The organism is Priestia koreensis (assembly GCF_022646885.1).
Taxonomy (GTDB): domain Bacteria; phylum Bacillota; class Bacilli; order Bacillales; family Bacillaceae_H; genus Bacillus_AG; species Bacillus_AG koreensis_A.
In genome coordinates this window covers 3,512,999-3,531,177 of record NZ_CP061868.1, presented here as the reverse complement: position 1 = coordinate 3,531,177, position 18,179 = coordinate 3,512,999, and the positions used below count along the sequence as shown (strand labels likewise).

The 18,179-nt window shown below is 43.3% G+C and carries 16 protein-coding genes; all 16 read left to right on the top strand.

Annotation, left to right across the window (positions count from 1 at the left end):
• The first annotated feature begins 78 nt into the window (after window positions 1-78).
• Entirely contained in the window at window positions 79-945 is an 867-nt protein-coding gene (gene yqiS, locus IE339_RS18555; protein ID WP_423809799.1) for a phosphate butyryltransferase, read from the top strand.
• 19 nt (window positions 946-964) lie between these two features.
• On the top strand, window positions 965-2,062 hold the full coding sequence (gene bcd / locus IE339_RS18550; protein ID WP_242169990.1) for a Leu/Phe/Val dehydrogenase: 1,098 nt from the start codon (window positions 965-967) through the stop codon (window positions 2,060-2,062).
• Window positions 2,063-2,161: 99 nt separating this feature from the next.
• The gene (buk, locus tag IE339_RS18545; protein ID WP_242169987.1) at window positions 2,162-3,247 is read left to right on the top strand and encodes a butyrate kinase; all 1,086 of its coding nucleotides are present in this window, start codon (window positions 2,162-2,164) and stop codon (window positions 3,245-3,247) included.
• A 21-nt stretch (window positions 3,248-3,268) separates the two neighbouring features.
• Window positions 3,269-4,690 carry a dihydrolipoyl dehydrogenase gene (gene lpdA / locus IE339_RS18540; protein ID WP_242169983.1) on the top strand — a complete coding sequence of 474 codons (1,422 nt, stop codon included), beginning with the start codon at window positions 3,269-3,271 and terminating at the stop codon, window positions 4,688-4,690.
• Window positions 4,691-4,725: 35 nt separating this feature from the next.
• Window positions 4,726-5,718 carry a thiamine pyrophosphate-dependent dehydrogenase E1 component subunit alpha gene (locus IE339_RS18535; RefSeq protein WP_053402191.1) on the top strand — a complete coding sequence of 331 codons (993 nt, stop codon included), beginning with the start codon at window positions 4,726-4,728 and terminating at the stop codon, window positions 5,716-5,718.
• A gap of 12 nt (window positions 5,719-5,730) precedes the next feature.
• Complete coding sequence (locus tag IE339_RS18530; protein ID WP_053402192.1) at window positions 5,731-6,714, top strand: alpha-ketoacid dehydrogenase subunit beta; 984 nt, start codon at window positions 5,731-5,733, stop codon at window positions 6,712-6,714.
• A gap of 14 nt (window positions 6,715-6,728) precedes the next feature.
• Entirely contained in the window at window positions 6,729-8,009 is a 1,281-nt protein-coding gene (locus tag IE339_RS18525) for a dihydrolipoamide acetyltransferase family protein (RefSeq protein ID WP_242169981.1), read from the top strand.
• Window positions 8,010-8,165: 156 nt separating this feature from the next.
• Window positions 8,166-10,148: a methylmalonyl-CoA mutase family protein gene (locus IE339_RS18520; RefSeq protein ID WP_242169977.1), complete on the top strand. Its 1,983-nt coding sequence runs from the start codon at window positions 8,166-8,168 to the stop codon at window positions 10,146-10,148.
• A complete protein-coding gene (gene scpA / locus IE339_RS18515) occupies window positions 10,141-12,315 on the top strand; it encodes a methylmalonyl-CoA mutase (RefSeq protein ID WP_242169974.1) in 2,175 nt (724 codons plus the stop codon). The genes IE339_RS18520 and scpA overlap by 8 nt, the downstream gene beginning before the upstream one ends.
• A complete protein-coding gene (gene meaB / locus IE339_RS18510) occupies window positions 12,293-13,309 on the top strand; it encodes a methylmalonyl Co-A mutase-associated GTPase MeaB (protein ID WP_242169971.1) in 1,017 nt (338 codons plus the stop codon). Before scpA ends, meaB begins: the two co-directional genes overlap by 23 nt.
• 151 nt (window positions 13,310-13,460) lie before the next feature.
• The gene (locus IE339_RS18505; RefSeq protein WP_053402197.1) at window positions 13,461-13,904 is read left to right on the top strand and encodes a BrxA/BrxB family bacilliredoxin; all 444 of its coding nucleotides are present in this window, start codon (window positions 13,461-13,463) and stop codon (window positions 13,902-13,904) included.
• Between the two features lie 444 nt (window positions 13,905-14,348).
• Entirely contained in the window at window positions 14,349-15,131 is a 783-nt protein-coding gene (locus IE339_RS18500) for a transporter substrate-binding domain-containing protein (protein WP_242169968.1), read from the top strand.
• A gap of 28 nt (window positions 15,132-15,159) precedes the next feature.
• The gene (locus IE339_RS18495) at window positions 15,160-15,819 is read left to right on the top strand and encodes an amino acid ABC transporter permease (RefSeq protein WP_053402199.1); all 660 of its coding nucleotides are present in this window, start codon (window positions 15,160-15,162) and stop codon (window positions 15,817-15,819) included.
• On the top strand, window positions 15,812-16,534 hold the full coding sequence (locus IE339_RS18490; protein ID WP_242169964.1) for an amino acid ABC transporter ATP-binding protein: 723 nt from the start codon (window positions 15,812-15,814) through the stop codon (window positions 16,532-16,534). Before IE339_RS18495 ends, IE339_RS18490 begins: the two co-directional genes overlap by 8 nt.
• A gap of 141 nt (window positions 16,535-16,675) precedes the next feature.
• Window positions 16,676-17,623 (top strand): aromatic acid exporter family protein, encoded by a 948-nt coding sequence (locus tag IE339_RS18485; protein WP_242169961.1) that lies wholly within the window; start codon window positions 16,676-16,678, stop codon window positions 17,621-17,623.
• Between the two features lie 46 nt (window positions 17,624-17,669).
• Window positions 17,670-18,170, top strand: coding sequence for a L,D-transpeptidase (locus tag IE339_RS18480; RefSeq protein ID WP_242169958.1), 501 nt, complete (start codon window positions 17,670-17,672; stop codon window positions 18,168-18,170).
• Window positions 18,171-18,179: the final 9 nt, after the last annotated feature.

The following is an 18,179-nucleotide window of genomic DNA, read 5'->3' as shown; positions in this document are numbered from 1 at the left end:
GCAAGATATAAAAACGGACAGAAAAGTGAGGTAGATAAGATGAAGAATTTCGAGCAGGTACTTGAAAAAGCAGCAAACATGCCCTCTTTAACTGTTGCTGTTGCAGTAGCAGAGGATCCAGAAGTAATTGAATCCGTGCGATTAGCCATCTCCAAAAACCTAGCACAATTTATTTTATTTGGGGATGAGGACAAAATAAAAAGCATGATGGTTGACCATTCATTGGAATCAGCCAGTGAAGTGAAAGTGATGAATGCCCAGAATGAACAAACAGCTGCCATGATGGCCGTAAAAGCTGTTCATCAAGGCGAAGCAAATATTGTCATGAAAGGTAATTTACCTACTTCTACAATTTTAAAGGCTGTCCTTAATAAAGAATGGGGTTTACGAACAGGAAACGTGTTATCACACGTTGCGCTGTTTGAGGTGCCGGGCTATGAACGTCTGATCTATCTGACAGACGCAGCGATGAATATTGCCCCTTCACTTGAGCAAAAAGCACAAATTATTGAAAATGCGGTAGGCGTAGCGAAAAAATTGGGGGTAACGTACCCAAAAGTGGCGGCATTAGCAGCCATCGAAACCGTGAATCCTAACATGCAGGCAACGATCGATGCAGCGGCATTAACGACGTTAAACCGCGAAGGAACGATTGCAGGGTGTGTCGTAGACGGCCCGCTTGCGCTTGACAATGCCATTTCAATAAAAGCGGCGAAGCATAAAAACATACAAAGCGATGTCGCAGGAGAAGCAGATATTTTAGTTACACCAACAATTGAAGTTGGAAATGCCCTTTACAAATCATTGATGTATTTTGCGAATGCAAAAGTCGGCGCCGTTATTGCGGGTGCGACTGCGCCAATCATTTTAACATCTCGGGCAGATTCAGCCGAAAGTAAACTACATTCGCTTGCCGTAGCTGCTTTAGTAGCACGAGGCGAATAATTCTGGGAGGAAACGTAAAATGGAAATCTTCAAATATATGGAACAATATGACTATGAGCAATTAGTATTCTGTCAGGACAAACAATCAGGTCTGAAAGCAATTATTGCCATTCATGATACAACGCTAGGGCCAGCGCTAGGCGGTACAAGAATGTGGACGTACGAATCAGAAGAAGCAGCTATTGAAGATGCGCTACGCCTTGCAAAAGGAATGACGTATAAAAATGCTGCAGCTGGTTTGAACTTAGGCGGCGGTAAAACGGTTATTATCGGCGATCCGAAAAAACATAAAAGCGAAGAGCTATTCCGTGCGTTTGGTCGCTATATTCAAGGTCTTAACGGCCGCTACATTACGGCTGAGGACGTTGGTACAACAGTAGAAGATATGGATCTTATCTACCAAGAAACGGACTATGTAACAGGAATCTCTCCTGCATTTGGTTCTTCAGGAAACCCATCACCTGTAACAGCATTCGGTGTGTATCAAGGGATGAAAGCAGCAGCGAAGGCAGCGTTCGGAAGTGATTCACTTGAAGGAAAAGTCATTGCGGTTCAAGGTGTCGGAAATGTAGCATACAACTTATGCCGTCATTTACACGAAGAAGGAGCACAGCTGATCGTAACGGACATCAACAAAGAATCTGTGAAGCGTGCGGTTGAAGAATTTGGTGCAAAAGCAGTTGAGCCAGATGAAATTTACGGAGTTGAATGTGATATCTATGCTCCTTGTGCCCTTGGTGCAACGATCAATGATCAAACCATTCCACAAATCAAAGCAAAAGTCATCGCAGGAGCGGCAAACAACCAATTGAAAGAATCACGTCACGGTGACATGATTCACGAAATGGGTATTGTCTACGCACCGGATTATGTTATCAATGCAGGTGGAGTAATTAACGTAGCGGATGAGCTTTACGGATATAACCGTGAGCGTGCACTGAAAAAAGTAGAAGGTATCTACCAAAACATTGAGCGCGTCATTGAGATCGCAAACCGTGATCACATTGCTACTTATGCAGCGGCAGATCGCTTAGCTGAAGAGCGCATTGAGCGCATGAGAAATTCTCGCAGTCAGTTTTTACAAAACGAACATCACATTTTAAGTCGCCGTCGCTAATCAAAGCACGATGACACATGACACCAGAAGAGATGGCTCAAGGGGATGAATCCTTTTTGAGCCATCTGTATCTTAAACATCAAGTAGGAGGATGGAACGTTGCAAGCTCAAGAATATCGCGTGTTAGTTATTAACCCTGGGTCTACCTCCACAAAAATTGGCGTGTTTCATAACGAAACGCTTATTTTTGAAAAGTCAATTCGCTATGACGTTGATGAAATCAATCAATATAAAACGATTAGTGATCAATACGCTTTTCGCAGACAATCTATTTTAGAATCCCTCGATGAAGAAGGGATCAACTTATCGAAAATGAGTGCTGTCTGTGGAAGGGGTGGATTACTACGCCCGATTCAAGGCGGTACATACAAAGTAAACGAAGCGATGCTCGCTGACTTACGTAAAGGATATGCAGGACAACATGCTTCAAATTTAGGTGGAATACTGGCTCATGAAATTGCGACAGGCCTTAATATCCCAGCTTTTATCGTAGATCCAGTGGTCGTCGATGAATTAGAAGACGTAGCGAGAGTATCAGGATTCCCGTTAATTGAACGAAAAAGTATTTTTCATGCGCTTAATCAAAAGGCGGTTGCTAGACGAGTGGCAAAAGAGCTTGCGAGCACGTATGAAGAGCTCAACCTTATCGTTGTCCATATGGGCGGTGGAATCACCGTTGGGGTGCACAAACATGGCAAAGTCATCGATGTGAATAATGGTCTGCACGGAGATGGTCCGTTTAGTCCTGAGAGAGCAGGAACGGTACCAGCGGGGGACCTCATCAATCTCTGTTTTTCAGGACGTTATTACCGTGATGAAGTCATGAAAATGCTCGTTGGAAAAGGTGGATTAGCTGGTTATGTCGGTACATCTGATGCGGTGAAGGTGCAGAAGATGATTGAAAAAGGTGATCAGCAAACAAAGCTTATCTTTGACGCGATGGCTTATCAAGTAGCGAAAGAAATTGGCGCAGCAAGCAGCGTCTTATACGGAAAAGTGGATGGCATTATTTTGACCGGTGGTCTAGCATACTCGCAAAGCTTCACGGAGTTAATTATGAGTCGAGTCAATTGGATTGCCGATGTGATTGTCCATCCCGGCGAGAACGAGCTTCAAGCGTTAACAGAGGGGGCCCTTCGCGTGTTGCGCGGCGAAGAGGAAGCGAAAGACTATCCAGGTGCTTAATTAGAAAGGTGTGAAAGTAAAATGTCGACAGAATATGATGTAGTAGTACTCGGCGGAGGGACTGGAGGATATGTAGCGGCTATTCGTGCGTCTCAGCTTGGGTTAAAAGTGGCCGTGGTAGAAAAGAACAAGCTTGGTGGTACGTGCCTTCATGCAGGCTGTATTCCAAGTAAAGCCCTTCTTCGCAGTGCCGAAGTATTTGCTTTGGCGAAAAAGTCAGAAGAGTTTGGCGTTACGACTGAGAATGTTCACTTGAACTTCTTAAAAGTACAAGAGCGCAAGCAAAAAATCGTCGATCAGCTGTATCAAGGCGTGCAGCATTTGATGAAAAAAGGCAAGATCGATGTCTATGAAGGAATCGGCCGTATTTTAGGGCCATCTATTTTTTCACCGATGCCAGGAACGATTTCTGTAGAAAACAATGACGGATCAGAAAATGAAATGCTCATCCCGAAAAACGTGGTGGTTGCGACAGGATCACGTCCACGAACGCTTCCAGGGCTAACGGTAGACGGAACGCACATCATTACGTCTGACGAAGCGTTACAAATGGATGAACTGCCATCTTCGATCATGATTATTGGCGGTGGCGTAATCGGAATCGAGTGGGCGTCCATGCTTGCTGATTTCGGAGTAGACGTAACGGTGGTCGAATATAGTGCGCAAATTCTTCCGACAGAGGACAAAGAAATTGCCAAAGAAATGACGAAGATTTTAAAGAGTAAAGGGATTAAAATCGTCACAAGTGCACAAGTGCTTGGGGAAGAAACAAAGATTGATGAAACGGTTCGTATTCGCGCGAAAGTGGGCGATACTGTAGAAGAGTTTACAGCAGATAAAGTGCTTCTTTCTGTAGGTAGACAGGCGAACGTAGAGGGAATTGGTCTTGAAAACACATCAATCGAAGTGAAAAATGGCTTTATTGATACAAATGATTATTATCAAACGAAGGAATCACATATTTATGCGATTGGTGATGTGATCGGAGGTCTTCAGCTTGCTCACGTTGCTTCACATGAAGGAATTGTAGCGGTCGAGCATCTTGCAGACCAACGTCCATTAAAAATTGATTACACGCAAATCTCGAAGTGTATTTATAGTCATCCCGAGATTGCAAGCGTCGGCTTCACAGAGGATCAGGCGAAGGAAAAAGGTTTTGAATTGAAGATCGGAAAATTCCCATTCAAAGCGGTTGGGAAGGCCCTTGTTCACGGCGAATCAGACGGATTTGTTAAAATTATTGCCGACGCCAAAACGAATGATCTACTTGGCGTACACATGATTGGTCCAGACGTAACCAACATGATCTCAGAAGCAGGTCTTGCGAAACTGTTAGATGCAACGCCTTGGGAAATTGCGCATACGATCCATCCGCATCCAAGTTTGTCAGAGGCAATTGGGGAAGCAGCCTTAGCCGTAGAAGGAAAAGCCATTCACTTTTAATAGTAAAAGGTATGATTGATTAGGAGGGTGTATTAATGACTGAAAACCGCCATGCAGCGTTAGGTTTAAGTGATGAAAAAGTAATGGAAATGTATAAAACGATGCTCTTAGCTCGTAAAATTGACGAGCGTATGTGGCTTCTAAACCGTGCGGGTAAAATTCCGTTTGTTATCTCTTGTCAAGGACAAGAAGCGGCACAGGTTGGAGCAGCTTTTGCGCTTGATAATGAAAAGGACTACGTACTGCCATATTATCGTGATATGGGCGTGGTGCTTACGTTTGGAATGACGGCACAAGACTTGATGCTATCAGGCTTTGCGAAAGCAGAAGATCCAAACTCAGGCGGCCGTCAAATGCCAGGGCATTTCGGTAGCAAGAAAAATCGCATTGTGACGGGTTCTTCACCTGTAACAACGCAAGTACCACACGCAGTAGGTGTAGCCCTAGCTGGGAAAATGGAAGGGAAAGATCTTGTTACGTTCGTAACGTTCGGTGAAGGATCATCAAACCAAGGAGATTTCCACGAAGGAGCAAACTTTGCAGGTGTACACAAACTTCCTGTCATCTTCATGTGCGAAAACAACAAATACGCGATTTCTGTACCGATTGAAAAACAATTAGCGTGTGAGAACGTGTCTGATCGTGCAATTGGATATGGAATGCCTGGTTACACAGTAGACGGAAACGATCCACTTGAAGTATACAAAGTCGTAAAAGAAGCGGCAGACCGTGCGCGCGAAGGAAAAGGACCAACGCTTGTTGAGACAATTTCGTATCGCTTAACGCCGCATTCAAGTGATGATGACGATCGCAGCTATCGTGAACAGGACGAAGTATCCGAAGCGAAAAAGAAAGATCCAATCGTGACGTTTGGTGCGTATTTACGAGAAGTGGGCCTTCTAGATGAAGCGAAGGAACAAGAAATGCTAGATGATATTATGAATACAGTAAACGAAGCAACAGATTATGCAGAAAGTGCACCATATGCTGATCCGGAACATGCGATGAAGCATGTATATGCTGAGTAAGGAGGGACAATTATGCCAGTAATTTCTTATATTGATGCAGTAACAATGGCGATGAGAGAAGAAATGCAACGCGATCCGAAGGTGTTTGTATTAGGAGAAGACGTTGGGAAAAAAGGTGGCGTGTTCAAAGCAACGAACGGCCTTTACGAAATGTTCGGTGAGGAACGTGTAATTGACACACCATTAGCAGAGTCCGCAATTGCAGGGGTAGGAATTGGAGCAGCTATGTACGGAATGCGTCCAATTGCTGAGATGCAGTTTGCCGATTTCATCATGCCAGCGGTCAACCAAATCGTATCTGAAGCAGCCAAAACACGCTATCGTTCCAATAATGATTGGACGTGTCCAATTACGATTCGTGCTCCTTACGGCGGTGGGGTTCATGGTGCGTTGTATCATTCACAATCGGTGGAAGCGATGTTTGCCAACACACCAGGATTAAAAATTGTGATGCCTTCTACTCCCTACGATGTAAAAGGGTTGTTAAAAGCGGCTATTCGTGATGATGATCCGGTCTTATTCTTTGAACATAAGCGTGCGTATCGCTTAATTAAAGGAGAAGTTCCAGAGGATGACTATGTGCTTCCAATCGGAAAAGCGGATGTCAAACGAGAAGGCGATGACATTACGGTTATTACATACGGCCTTTGCGTTCATTTTGCGCTGCAAGCAGCAGAAAAATTAGCAGCGGACGGTATTTCTGCTCACATTTTAGATTTACGTACGGTATATCCGCTTGATAAAGAGGCGATTATCGAAGCAGCGTCTAAAACGGGCAAAGTGCTTTTAATCACAGAGGATAACAAAGAGGGAAGCATTATTGGCGAAGTGGCAGCCATCATCAGTGAAAACTGCTTATTCGACCTGGATGCTCCGATCAAACGTCTAGCAGGTCCAGACGTACCTGCTATGCCATATGCCCCAACAATGGAAAAGCATTTTATGGTGAATCCAGATAAAGTAGAAAAAGCGATGCGAGAACTAGCTGAATTTTAAGGGAGGTTAAACAAATGCCCATCGAAAAAATTACGATGCCACAATTAGGTGAGAGCGTAACAGAAGGAACGATCAGCAAGTGGTTCGTATCTGTTGGAGATAAAGTCAACAAGTACGATCCGATTGCAGAAGTGACAACTGACAAAGTAAATGCTGAAGTACCTTCTTCATTTACAGGAGTGATCAAAGAGCTTGTAGCAAACGAAGACGATACGATTCCAGTTGGTGAAGTCGTGTGCTTAATTGAAGTAGAAGGAGCAGGCGAAAGTGCACCTTCTAAAGAAGCACCAAAAGAAGAAAGTGTTCAAGCACAAGCGCCAGCAGGTGATCAGCCGAACAAAAAACGCTACTCTCCAGCCGTGTTACGTTTGTCTCAAGAGCATAATATCGATCTTGAGCAAGTGAACGGAACAGGAGCAGGTGGACGCATTACGCGCAAGGATCTTCTAAAGCTAATTGAAGTTGGAAACATTCCATCTGCATCTGCAACACCTGAAGCACCAAAAGCACCGGAACCAAAAGCAGCACAGCCATCAGCACCAGCCGCGACTCCTAAGAAAGAGGCAGCAGCACCAGCGGTTGACCTTCAACCGGGCGATGTTGAGATTCCTGTTACAGGCGTGCGTAAGGCCATTGCTTCGAACATGCTGCGTAGTAAGCATGAAGCACCTCATGCATGGATGATGGTGGAAGTGGATGCAACAAATTTAGTGGCATACCGCGATCAATTAAAAGCATCATTCAAGCAAAAAGAAGGCTTTAACTTAACGTATTTTGCGTTCTTCGTAAAAGCCGTTGCTCAGGCGCTTAAAGAATTCCCAGAAATGAATTCAATGTGGGCGGGAGATAAAATCATTCAAAAGAAAGATATCAATATCTCAATTGCCGTTGCAACAGATGATGCGCTATTTGTTCCTGTTATTAAGCAGGCCGATGAAAAAACAATTAAAGGCATCGGTCGCGAAGTATCAGAGCTAGCCGTTAAGGTTCGTACAGGTAAGCTTTCAGCAGAAGAAATGAAGGGCGGAACGTTTACCGTAAATAACACGGGATCATTTGGCTCAGTTCAATCAATGGGAATTATTAACTATCCGCAAGCAGCGATTTTACAAGTAGAGTCAATCGTAAAGCGTCCAGTTGTGATGGATAATGGAATGATTGCCGTACGTGACATGGTAAATCTATGTTTATCGCTTGATCATCGCGTACTTGATGGTCTTGTATGCGGGCGTTTCCTTGCTCGTGTAAAAGAAATTGTTGAAAACATTTCAGCGGATAATACGTCCGTTTATTAAAAAGTTCACCGCCTACTGCCAATCGGTAGTAGGCGGTCCTTTTTATATAATTGATACCAGAAGTGGAATATATTAAGATAAAGAGAGAAGACTGAATTTTAATTTAATAGAGACTACAAAGGGGTACAAAATTCTTTTTGACAGAGGGGAAAAGACATGAACGATAAGGGGAGCACGATCAAGCATTCCGAGCAGTCGATGAGAGAAAAGTGGCTAGAGGAAGTAGAGCGTACGCTCAAGGGGAAACAGGAGCATACACTTCACCAATCCACTGTCGAGAATATTATTTTGAAAACGCTTTATTCTGAAAGTGATACAAATGAGCTAGCGCTCGATCAATATCCGGGACAGGGAGAAAATGTTCGTGGTTACCGTCTGCAATCAGCGAAGCAAGTCGATTGCTGTCAGCCAGTTTCACACCCAAACCCAGTAGAGAGCAACAAAAAGTTAAGAAGCTTTCTAGAGCAGGGACAGAATGTAATTGCGTTCACGCCACATTCTGTTATGACACGAGGTAAGATGGGAAAATCCAATCTGACAGACGGGGTGTCCATTCTTTCAATAGAAGACGTGGCAAACTTGTTGCATGGTATCGATCTATCGAAATATCCGTTCTTCGTTTATGCAGGTCTATCAGCAACACCGCTTATTAGTCTGATTGCAGCCTACTGTGAGCGAGAAAACGATGATCTTAAGAAGTTAAAGGGAATCATTGCAATGGACCCAATCGGTGCGTTCGTTGAGGGGGGCGAAAGTTCCTTACCTTTGACGGATGTATATAACCAATGGCATCAGCTCATTCAATGGCAGGAGGCTTCAGGAATCGAGCTAAAAACGATGATGGTTCGAAGTCAGCCTTATCACGCCGCAGGAGCAACGATCGTTCAAGAGCTCGCTTATGCGCTTGCAACCGCTGCTGATTATGTCCATGAAGGAAGAACGAGAGGGATTAGCCTCGATCAAATTGGGAAGCAGCTTGTCTGTTCGTTTTCAGTTGGATCGCAGACGTTTATGGAAATTGCAAAGCTTCGTGCTTTTCGCTCCTTGTTTACGAGAATGATGGCAAGCTTTGATGAAAGCTATGAACCTGCCATTTATCTTCATGGGGAGACGTCTGCACAGACGAAAACAAGCTATGATGCGTACAACAATATGCTACGTGTCACAACGGAGGCATTTTCTGCTCTCGTAGGTGGAGTGGAAGGTCTAACGATATTGCCATTTGATCAACGCTTTTCAAAGGGAACAGACTTTTCGTTTCGAATGGCTCGTAATACGCTGTTTATTTTAGAACAGGAATCTTATTTAACAAAAGTAACAGACCCTGCAGGTGGATCTTATTACGTTGAATCCATGACGCAATCACTCATTGATGAAGCATGGAATCTCTTTTTAACCATTGAGGAAAATGGAGGCATGACGTCATCGATTAAAAGCGGATTTATTCACAAACAAATCGAAGAAGCGGTGGCAAAAAGAGGTGCCAAACCGCCAGTCGCGGTAGGTGTCACTCACTATGTAAATGCGATGGATCGCTTAAAAGATGCTTCGTATTCAGACATTGTGCAGTTTGGTGAGGAGCAAGAGAATCGCTTAAACGCTTACGCATCCACAGAAACGCATACGTCAGCATCAATAGCAGAATGGATAGAAGCGTATAAGGCAGGAGCGTTTATTACGGAACAGATGAAATCAACTGAAACGGGAGAACGGGTGGCTCCGTTACCAAAGTTCCAGCCGATCGCTGAACTCGAAGATTTGCGAACACAATTTGTACGTCTAGAGGACGCCTCGTTCTCGGTTGTTGTGCTAGGAGATACGAAGGAAGCGTATAGAGAAGGGGATCGAACAAAGAATTTCGTGCAAATGACGGGTCTGCCTGTTACGGTAAGTCCGCTGTGTTTATCTGTTGAAGAAGCTCTACTATGGATGGAGACGCATGATAAAGCTGTGATCATTTTATGTGGGGAACACGATCTTAAAAAAGCGTTGAATCAGCGCCTTCTTGAAAGCAGCCCACAGCGTGTTGTAATAGAGACAGAGGAAGTGGACGAACGTCCATTTATCAACGTTAGAGGGAAACAGCTCGAGCAATTGCAAAAGCTATTCACCCTTTTGGAGGTGGCCAAACATGTATAAACGACCGACTTTTTCAAGCAATGCTTCTTCTACAAAAGCACCATCTTCACCTGTAAAAGCGGAAGCTGTTTTTCAGACAAACGAAAACATTACGCTTCAGTCTTTCTATACAAAAGAAGATCGTCAGGATGTGAATTTTCTTCCTTCTTTTCCAGGGCTTGCACCGTTTTTACGAGGACCCTATGCCACGATGTATGTGAATCGACCGTGGACGATCAGACAATACGCAGGCTATTCGACAGCAGAAGAAAGCAACGCCTTTTACCGTCGTAATTTAGCAGCGGGTCAAAAAGGTCTTTCCATCGCATTTGATTTGGCTACACACCGCGGCTACGATTCTGATCACCCGCGTGTCGTTGGAGACGTTGGGAAGGCAGGAGTAGCCGTAGATTCTATTCTAGATATGAACGTACTATTTGACGGTATTCCGCTTGATCAAATGTCCGTATCAATGACGATGAACGGCGCTGTATTGCCGATTATGGCTTTTTATATCGTGGCAGCGGAAGAACAAGGTGTTTCACTGGAGAAGCTATCAGGAACGATTCAAAATGATATTTTAAAAGAATACATGGTTCGTAATACGTATATTTATCCTCCTGAGACGTCCATGCGTATCATTGCCGATATTTTTGCATTTACGTCTCAGCACATGCCGAAATTTAATAGCATTAGTATTTCTGGCTATCATATGCAAGAAGCGGGAGCACCTGCTGATCTTGAGCTTGCTTATACGCTTGCAGATGGATTGGAATACGTGCGAACGGGGTTAAAAGCGGGAATTGATATTGATTCCTTTGCGCCGAGGCTTTCGTTTTTCTGGGCGATTGGCATGAATTATTTTATGGAAGTCGCCAAAATGAGAGCGGCACGGGTACTGTGGTCACGAATGATCGAGCCGTTCCAGCCTAAAAATTCAAAATCACTGGCGCTTCGTACACATTCACAAACATCGGGATGGAGCTTAACGGAGCAAGATCCATATAACAACGTCGTTCGCACGTGCGTAGAGGCACTAGCTGCTACGATGGGACATACGCAATCTCTTCATACGAATGCACTTGATGAAGCCATAGCACTGCCAACGGACTTTTCAGCGCGTATTGCGCGAAATACACAGCTCTATTTGCAAAATGAAACGGGGATTTGTAGCGTGATTGACCCTTGGGGTGGATCGTATTACGTGGAGTCTCTCACTCAATCGCTAATTGAGCGCGCAGAAGAGCATTTGAAGGAAATTGAAGAGCTTGGTGGAATGGCAAAAGCGATTGAAACAGGTCTTCCGAAAATGCGAATTGAAGAAGCTGCGGCAAGACGTCAGGCAAAAATCGATTCTGGAGCTGAAACCATTATCGGAGTCAATAAATATCGTCAGGAGTCCACTGAACCACTTGAGATTTTGGACATTGACAATACGTCCGTAAGGTTAAAGCAAATTGAGCGTCTTGAAGAGCTTCGTCGTACACGCGATGAAGGGAAAGTACAGCAGGCGCTAGACGCCATTACAAAAGCAACGGAAACAGGCGAAGGAAACTTACTTGCTTTAGCAGTTGAAGCGGCAAGATGTCGTGCCTCACTTGGTGAAATTTCAGATGCGGTCGAAAAAGTGGCGAAGCGCCATAAAGCGACGATTCGCTCCATTAGCGGCGTCTATAGCCAAGAGTTCGCTCAAAAAGAGCAAATTGAGCACGTTCGCTCTCTTACGGAAGATTTCCTAGAGGAAGAAGGAAGACGACCTCGTATACTAGTTGCAAAAATGGGTCAGGATGGTCATGATCGCGGTGCTAAAGTCATTGCGACTGCTTTTGCGGACTTAGGGTTTGACGTTGATATCGGTCCACTTTTCCAAACACCAGAAGAGACCGCACTGCAAGCGGTTGAAAATGACGTGCACGTCGTAGGGTTCAGCTCGCTAGCTGCTGGGCATAAAACACTCCTGCCAAAGCTTGTTGAAGAGCTTAAAAAGCATGGACGAGAGGACATCGTAGTTATTTTAGGAGGCGTTATTCCTCATAAAGACTATGAGTTTTTGTATGAGAACGGTGCATCAGCGGTATTTGGTCCTGGAACAGTCATTCCGAACGCGGCAGAAAAGGTAGTAGAAGAAATAAAAAAACGATTAAATGACGAGACGGAGCAAGACGATGAAGCGTCGCCACTCGACTAATCAGTATGTAGAAGGCGTGAAGGAAGGAAGTCGTGCTTGGCTTGCCAAGACGATTACGCTTATCGAAAGCAATGCCGCCAAGCATAAGGATCAAGCCCAGGAAGTGTTAAAGGAGCTTTATTCATCAACAGGTGCTTCTATTCGCGTTGGGATTACAGGAGTCCCGGGAGCAGGGAAAAGCACGTTTATTGAAAAGTTTGGTCTATATCTATGTGAGCAAGGACATAAAGTAGCGGTTCTGGCCATTGATCCGAGTAGCTCTGTGACAGGGGGCAGTATTTTAGGGGATAAGACAAGGATGGAAGAGTTATCAAAGCATCCGAGAGCATTTATCCGCCCGTCTCCATCACAAGGAACGCTAGGAGGAGTACACCGAAAAACGCGGGAAACGATGCTACTATGTGAAGCAGGCGGGTACGATGTCATCATCATTGAAACCGTAGGAGTCGGTCAAAGCGAATTTCTAGTGAAGGATATGGTGGATTTCTTTTTCCTGCTTACGTTAACAGGAGCAGGAGACGAGCTTCAAGGAATGAAAAAAGGAATTATGGAGCTTGTCCAGCTGATCTGCATTAACAAAGCGGACGGAGATAACCGTGAGCGCGCCAGAATTGCAAAGGGCGAACTAGAAACGCTTCTTCACGTGTTAGCACCGAATGATCAGGAATGGGCGACGAAGGTGATGACCTGCTCAGCTCTTTACGAGGAGCAGGTTGCAGACGTATGGAGCGTGATTCAGCAGTACGTGTTGCATATGAAAAGCATCGGCCGTTTTGAGCAAAAGCGAAGCGATCAGTTAAAACAGTGGGTACGCACGCTGATTAATGACCAGCTTCTTGCTTCCTTTTATCAGCATCCCGTCTCTAAGGCCTCGCTCGCTCATGCAGAGAAGGAGCTAACAGCAGGGAATGTGACTGTTGCTGAGGCATTAGAAGACTTAATTGAGCAGTATGAAGCGAATATTGTGCTAAAATATAAAAAAGAAGGATTATGATCACATAATCCTTCCATCTAGGGAGTTTAGGGGTATGGTTCTAGATGTATTGATAGTATGACCGTAAGCATTTCCCTTTAAACATTTTCATTTGAAAAGAAAACCTAACAAATGTATCATTAAGCTACGGTATGAGAAGGAGGCAAAAAACATGGGCTTTAACTTAGATTTTAATTTGTTCATGAATGACGTAGTTAAACAAGCGCGCCAAGAAATTACGGCAGCAGGATATACAGAACTAACAACGGCTACAGATGTAGAAGATGCGTTTGCACAAAAAGGTACAACACTTGTAATGGTGAACTCTGTGTGCGGATGTGCGGGAGGCATTGCTCGTCCAGCAGCATCACACGCGATTCATTATGATAAACGTCCAGATCAGCTTGTAACGGTATTTGCTGGTCAGGATAAAGAAGCGACAGCACGTGCGCGTGAATTTTTTGAAGGCTATCCACCGTCTTCACCATCTTTTGCTCTATTAAAAGATGGGAAAATCATTACGATGGTTGAACGTCATGAAATTGAAGGACACGATCCAATGGCTGTCGTATCCAAACTACAGTCTGCATTTGACGCACACTGTGAAGAAGTGTAATTAAAAAGAGAAAAAAGACGAGAGACTTCAATGTCTCTCGTCTTTTTTTTTGTGCTTATTTATACAAAAAAACTGTATAAATGAATAGAGGATTAAAAGAGAAAAAGAATTTTAAAATAGTAATTAATGCATTGTTAAACAGTGATTTAAAAGAAGTTTTTCTGAGATAACATTAATCATAACAAAAAACAATAAATTTATATTCAAAAAATATATTGCATATTTATTTAAATCTGTTAAAATACATTTTATTGAATATATATAAATTCACGTTGCTACTTCCGACAAAGGAAGGTTGCTCGTGAGGATTCAAGAGTCGGGAGAAGAAGGGATTCTTCTTGTGTACATAGACCGACTGATTACGTTGCGTTTTCGTCACGTGTCATCGTGATGACTATATTTTGGTATATTAATAGGTTTATACAATATTGAGGGGGACATAAAATGAAAAAGTGGTTATCGCTTGCAGTAGTGAGCATGTTGGTAGTGGGAATTCTTGCAGCATGTGGAACAAAAGACGAGAAAACGTCAGGAGACGGAAAAAAGGTACTAACGATGGGGACATCAGCAGATTACAAGCCGTTTGAATATGTTGATACAAAAAATGGGGAAGAGCCAATCGGATTTGATATTGACCTAGCGAATGCAATCGCGAAAAAGCTAGGCTATGAAGTAGAAGTGCAGGATATGGATTTCGGCGGATTAATTCCAGCTATTCAAGCAGATCAAGTTGATTTTGTTATGGCGGGAATGACACCGACTGAAAAACGTAAAAAGAACGTTGATTTCACAGACGTTTATTACACAGCAAAAGATGTAATCATTACACCAAAAAACAGTGGAATTAAATCCGTGGACGATTTAAAAGGAAAAACCATTGGCGTACAAGCTTCTTCTATTCAAGAAGACAAAGCAAAAGAGTTAAACAAAACAACGAAGTTCAAAATTGAAAACCGCAACCGTATTCCAGATATTATTCAAGAAATTAAGTCAGATCGTTTTGACGGAGCGATTATTGAAGATACAGTAGCGAAGGGCTATTTAGATAAAGAAAAAGATTTAACAGGCATTGTCATCAGTGATGATAAAGAAGATGAAGCAGGATCTGCAATTGCATTTCCAAAAGACAGTAAGTTAACAAAAGACTTTAACCGCGTGCTAAATGAAATGAAAGAAAACGGTGAGTTAGATAAGCTAATCGTAAAATGGTTTGGCGGAGATCAATAAGCTGTAAGAAGAGGGGAAGGAACAAAGCATGAAACTAGATTTTACACAAATACAGCCTTCCATCCCTTATATTTTAGAAGGGATTGGCGTGACGCTAAAAGTTGTAGCAGTATCAGCGATAATAGGATTTGTACTTGGAATTGTATTGGCTCTCTTCAAAATTGGTCGCGTCAAAGTGCTCACGATTTTAGCCGATATTTATACGTCCATCTTTAGAGGAACGCCGCTGATCTTACAGTTAATGATCATTTACTTTGGGATGCCGCAAATTGTTGGATTTAAAATAGACGCGTACGTGGCAGCGGTTATAGCATTCGGGCTAAACTCAGCGGCGTATATATCTGAAATCATCCGTGCAGGGATTGGCGCAGTTGATAAAGGGCAAAAGGAAGCCGCAATGGCGCTTGGTATTTCTTACGGACGTATGATGTGGAGCATTATTCTTCCACAGGCATTTAAAAACATTTTACCGGCGCTCATGAACGAATTAATTTCGTTAACAAAAGAATCGGCTGTCGTAACGGTAATCGGGATTGCCGATATTATGCGCCGTTCGTACTTAGTCGGTGGAGACACGTACGCATACTTTGAGCCGCTGCTTTTTGCAGGCTTGATCTATTACGTAATGGTCATGATTTTAACAATACTCGGTAAATTAGTGGAGAGGGGTTTGAAGAGTAGTGATTAAGGTAGAAAACCTCCACAAGTCATTTGGAAAACTAGACGTTTTAAAAGGTATTTCAACATCGATTAAGCAAGGTGAAGTTGTTGCCATCATAGGGCCCTCTGGTTCAGGTAAATCAACGTTTCTTCGCTGCTTGAATTTATTAGAAGAACCAACAAGCGGTCACGTGTTCATCAACGGACAAGACGTGACAAACAAAAAAGTCGACATTATGAAAGTTCGTCAAGGAGTTGGAATGGTATTTCAGCACTTTCATTTGTTTCCACATATGACGGTGTTGAAGAACTTAACGTATGCACCGAACAAAGTGAAAAAAGTAGCGGGAGCGGAAGCTGAAAAGCAAGCGATGGAACTGCTTGAAAAAGTAGGACTATCCGCAAAGGCGAACGAATATCCGAACCGATTGTCAGGCGGGCAAAAGCAGCGCGTGGCAATTGCAAGAGCGCTAGCGATGTCACCAGAAGTCATGTTGTTCGATGAGCCAACATCTGCGCTTGATCCTGAGATGGTCAAAGAAGTGCTAGACGTAATGAAAAACTTAGCGGAAACGGGTATGACGATGGCGATTGTGACCCACGAAATGGGATTTGCGCGTGAAGTCGCAGACCGCGTTTTGTTCCTAGATAATGGTCAGCTCGTGGAAGACAGTCCACCGGAAGAATTTTTCGTCAATCCGAAAAGTACACGTGCCAAAGAGTTTTTAGAGAAAATTTTATAAAAGAGGTCGGGGCAAGGGAGATAGCTTCCTTGCTCTTTCTGTTTTTCATTGGTGAAAGGTTGCGAAATGACCGATTTCATGATAAGAAATAGGATAGACTGATAGGGGAAAGCTTAAAAGAAAGTAGGAGTTTGAATAAAGATGAAATTTAAAATTGGTTATCGAACGCTGAAAACAGCTATTGGAACCGCACTAGCAATTATGATTGCGCAATTTTTTGATCTGCAATTTTTCCCTTCCGCAGGTATTATTACGATTCTTTGCATTCAAGTATCACAGAAAAAATCACTTCGTACCGCCACACAGCGTTTCCTTGCCTGTTCAATGGCGATCGTCTTCTCGTTTGTCTTCTTTGAAGGGATTATGTATCACCCTGTTATTATTGGGCTCATGCTTTTATTCTTCATTCCAACGACCGTGCTGTTAAATGTAAAAGAAGGGATTGTCACGAGTTCCGTTATTATTTTACATATTTATTCGTTGCAAAACATGACATGGAAAATCGTATTCAACGAGCTAGGACTCATTGTCATTGGGATCGGTGTCGCGCTCGTTATGAACCTTTACATGCCAAGCTTGGACCGGGATATGAAAAAATATCAGGCGAAGATTGAAGAAAATTTCAAGCGTGTGTTTGAAGAAATGGTGTCCTATTTACGAACAAATGAGAGCAACTGGAGCGGGGAGGAAATTACGGAAACAGCTCAATTGCTTGAAAGAGCAAAAGCACTGGCCTTTCGCGACATTGAAAATCACCTTGTTCAGCAGGAGAACTACTATTATCATTATTTCCGCATTCGTGAAAAACAGTTCGAGATTATAGAGCGCATGCTTCCACACATCACGTCCATTGATTCTATGGTTGAACAGCGCTATATGATTGCTGACTTTATTGAAGAACTGGGCTTATCGATTCATCCAGGAAATACGGCGAAGCTATTTTTAGCGAAACTGTATCAGCTACGAGAGGAATTCCAAAGCATGGAGCTTCCGAAAACAAGAGAAGAGTTTGAGGCAAGAGCCGAGCTTCTTCACTTTTTAAAAGAAATGGAACAGTATTTAATTATTAAAAAATCACTGAAAGTATAGAAGAAGCAAGTTGGCAAACCCTAAGAAAAAAACTAGGTGATGCAAAATGAAAACGGCTCTTTTTCTTTTAACTTTTATACTGTCACCAGTATGGCCACTAGCCGCTACGCCTGGTGATCCGTCCATTATCGTGAATAAGGAAACAAATGAGGGTATTTTTGTACAAGAGGGAAAAATTATTCAGCAATTTACCGTCGCAACAGGAGAATCAGCTGAATTAACACCAGAAGGGGAATTTACGGTAACGGTGAAGGCTAAAAATCCGTATTACAGACGTAAAAACATCCCTGGTGGAGATCCGGAAAATCCATTAGGAACAAGGTGGATGGGATTTGATGCAAGAGGGACAGATGGACGAATTTACGGACTTCACGGGACAAACCGAGAATCATCGATCGGCCAATATGTAACACAGGGATGTATTCGACTACATAAGGATGCGTTAGAAGCGCTTTATGAGAAAATTCCACTCGGAACAAAGGTTATTATTACTTCCTCTCCTTACCCGCTAGACGCGATCGCCAGACAAAAAGGCATGATAAAATAACCAGAGCAT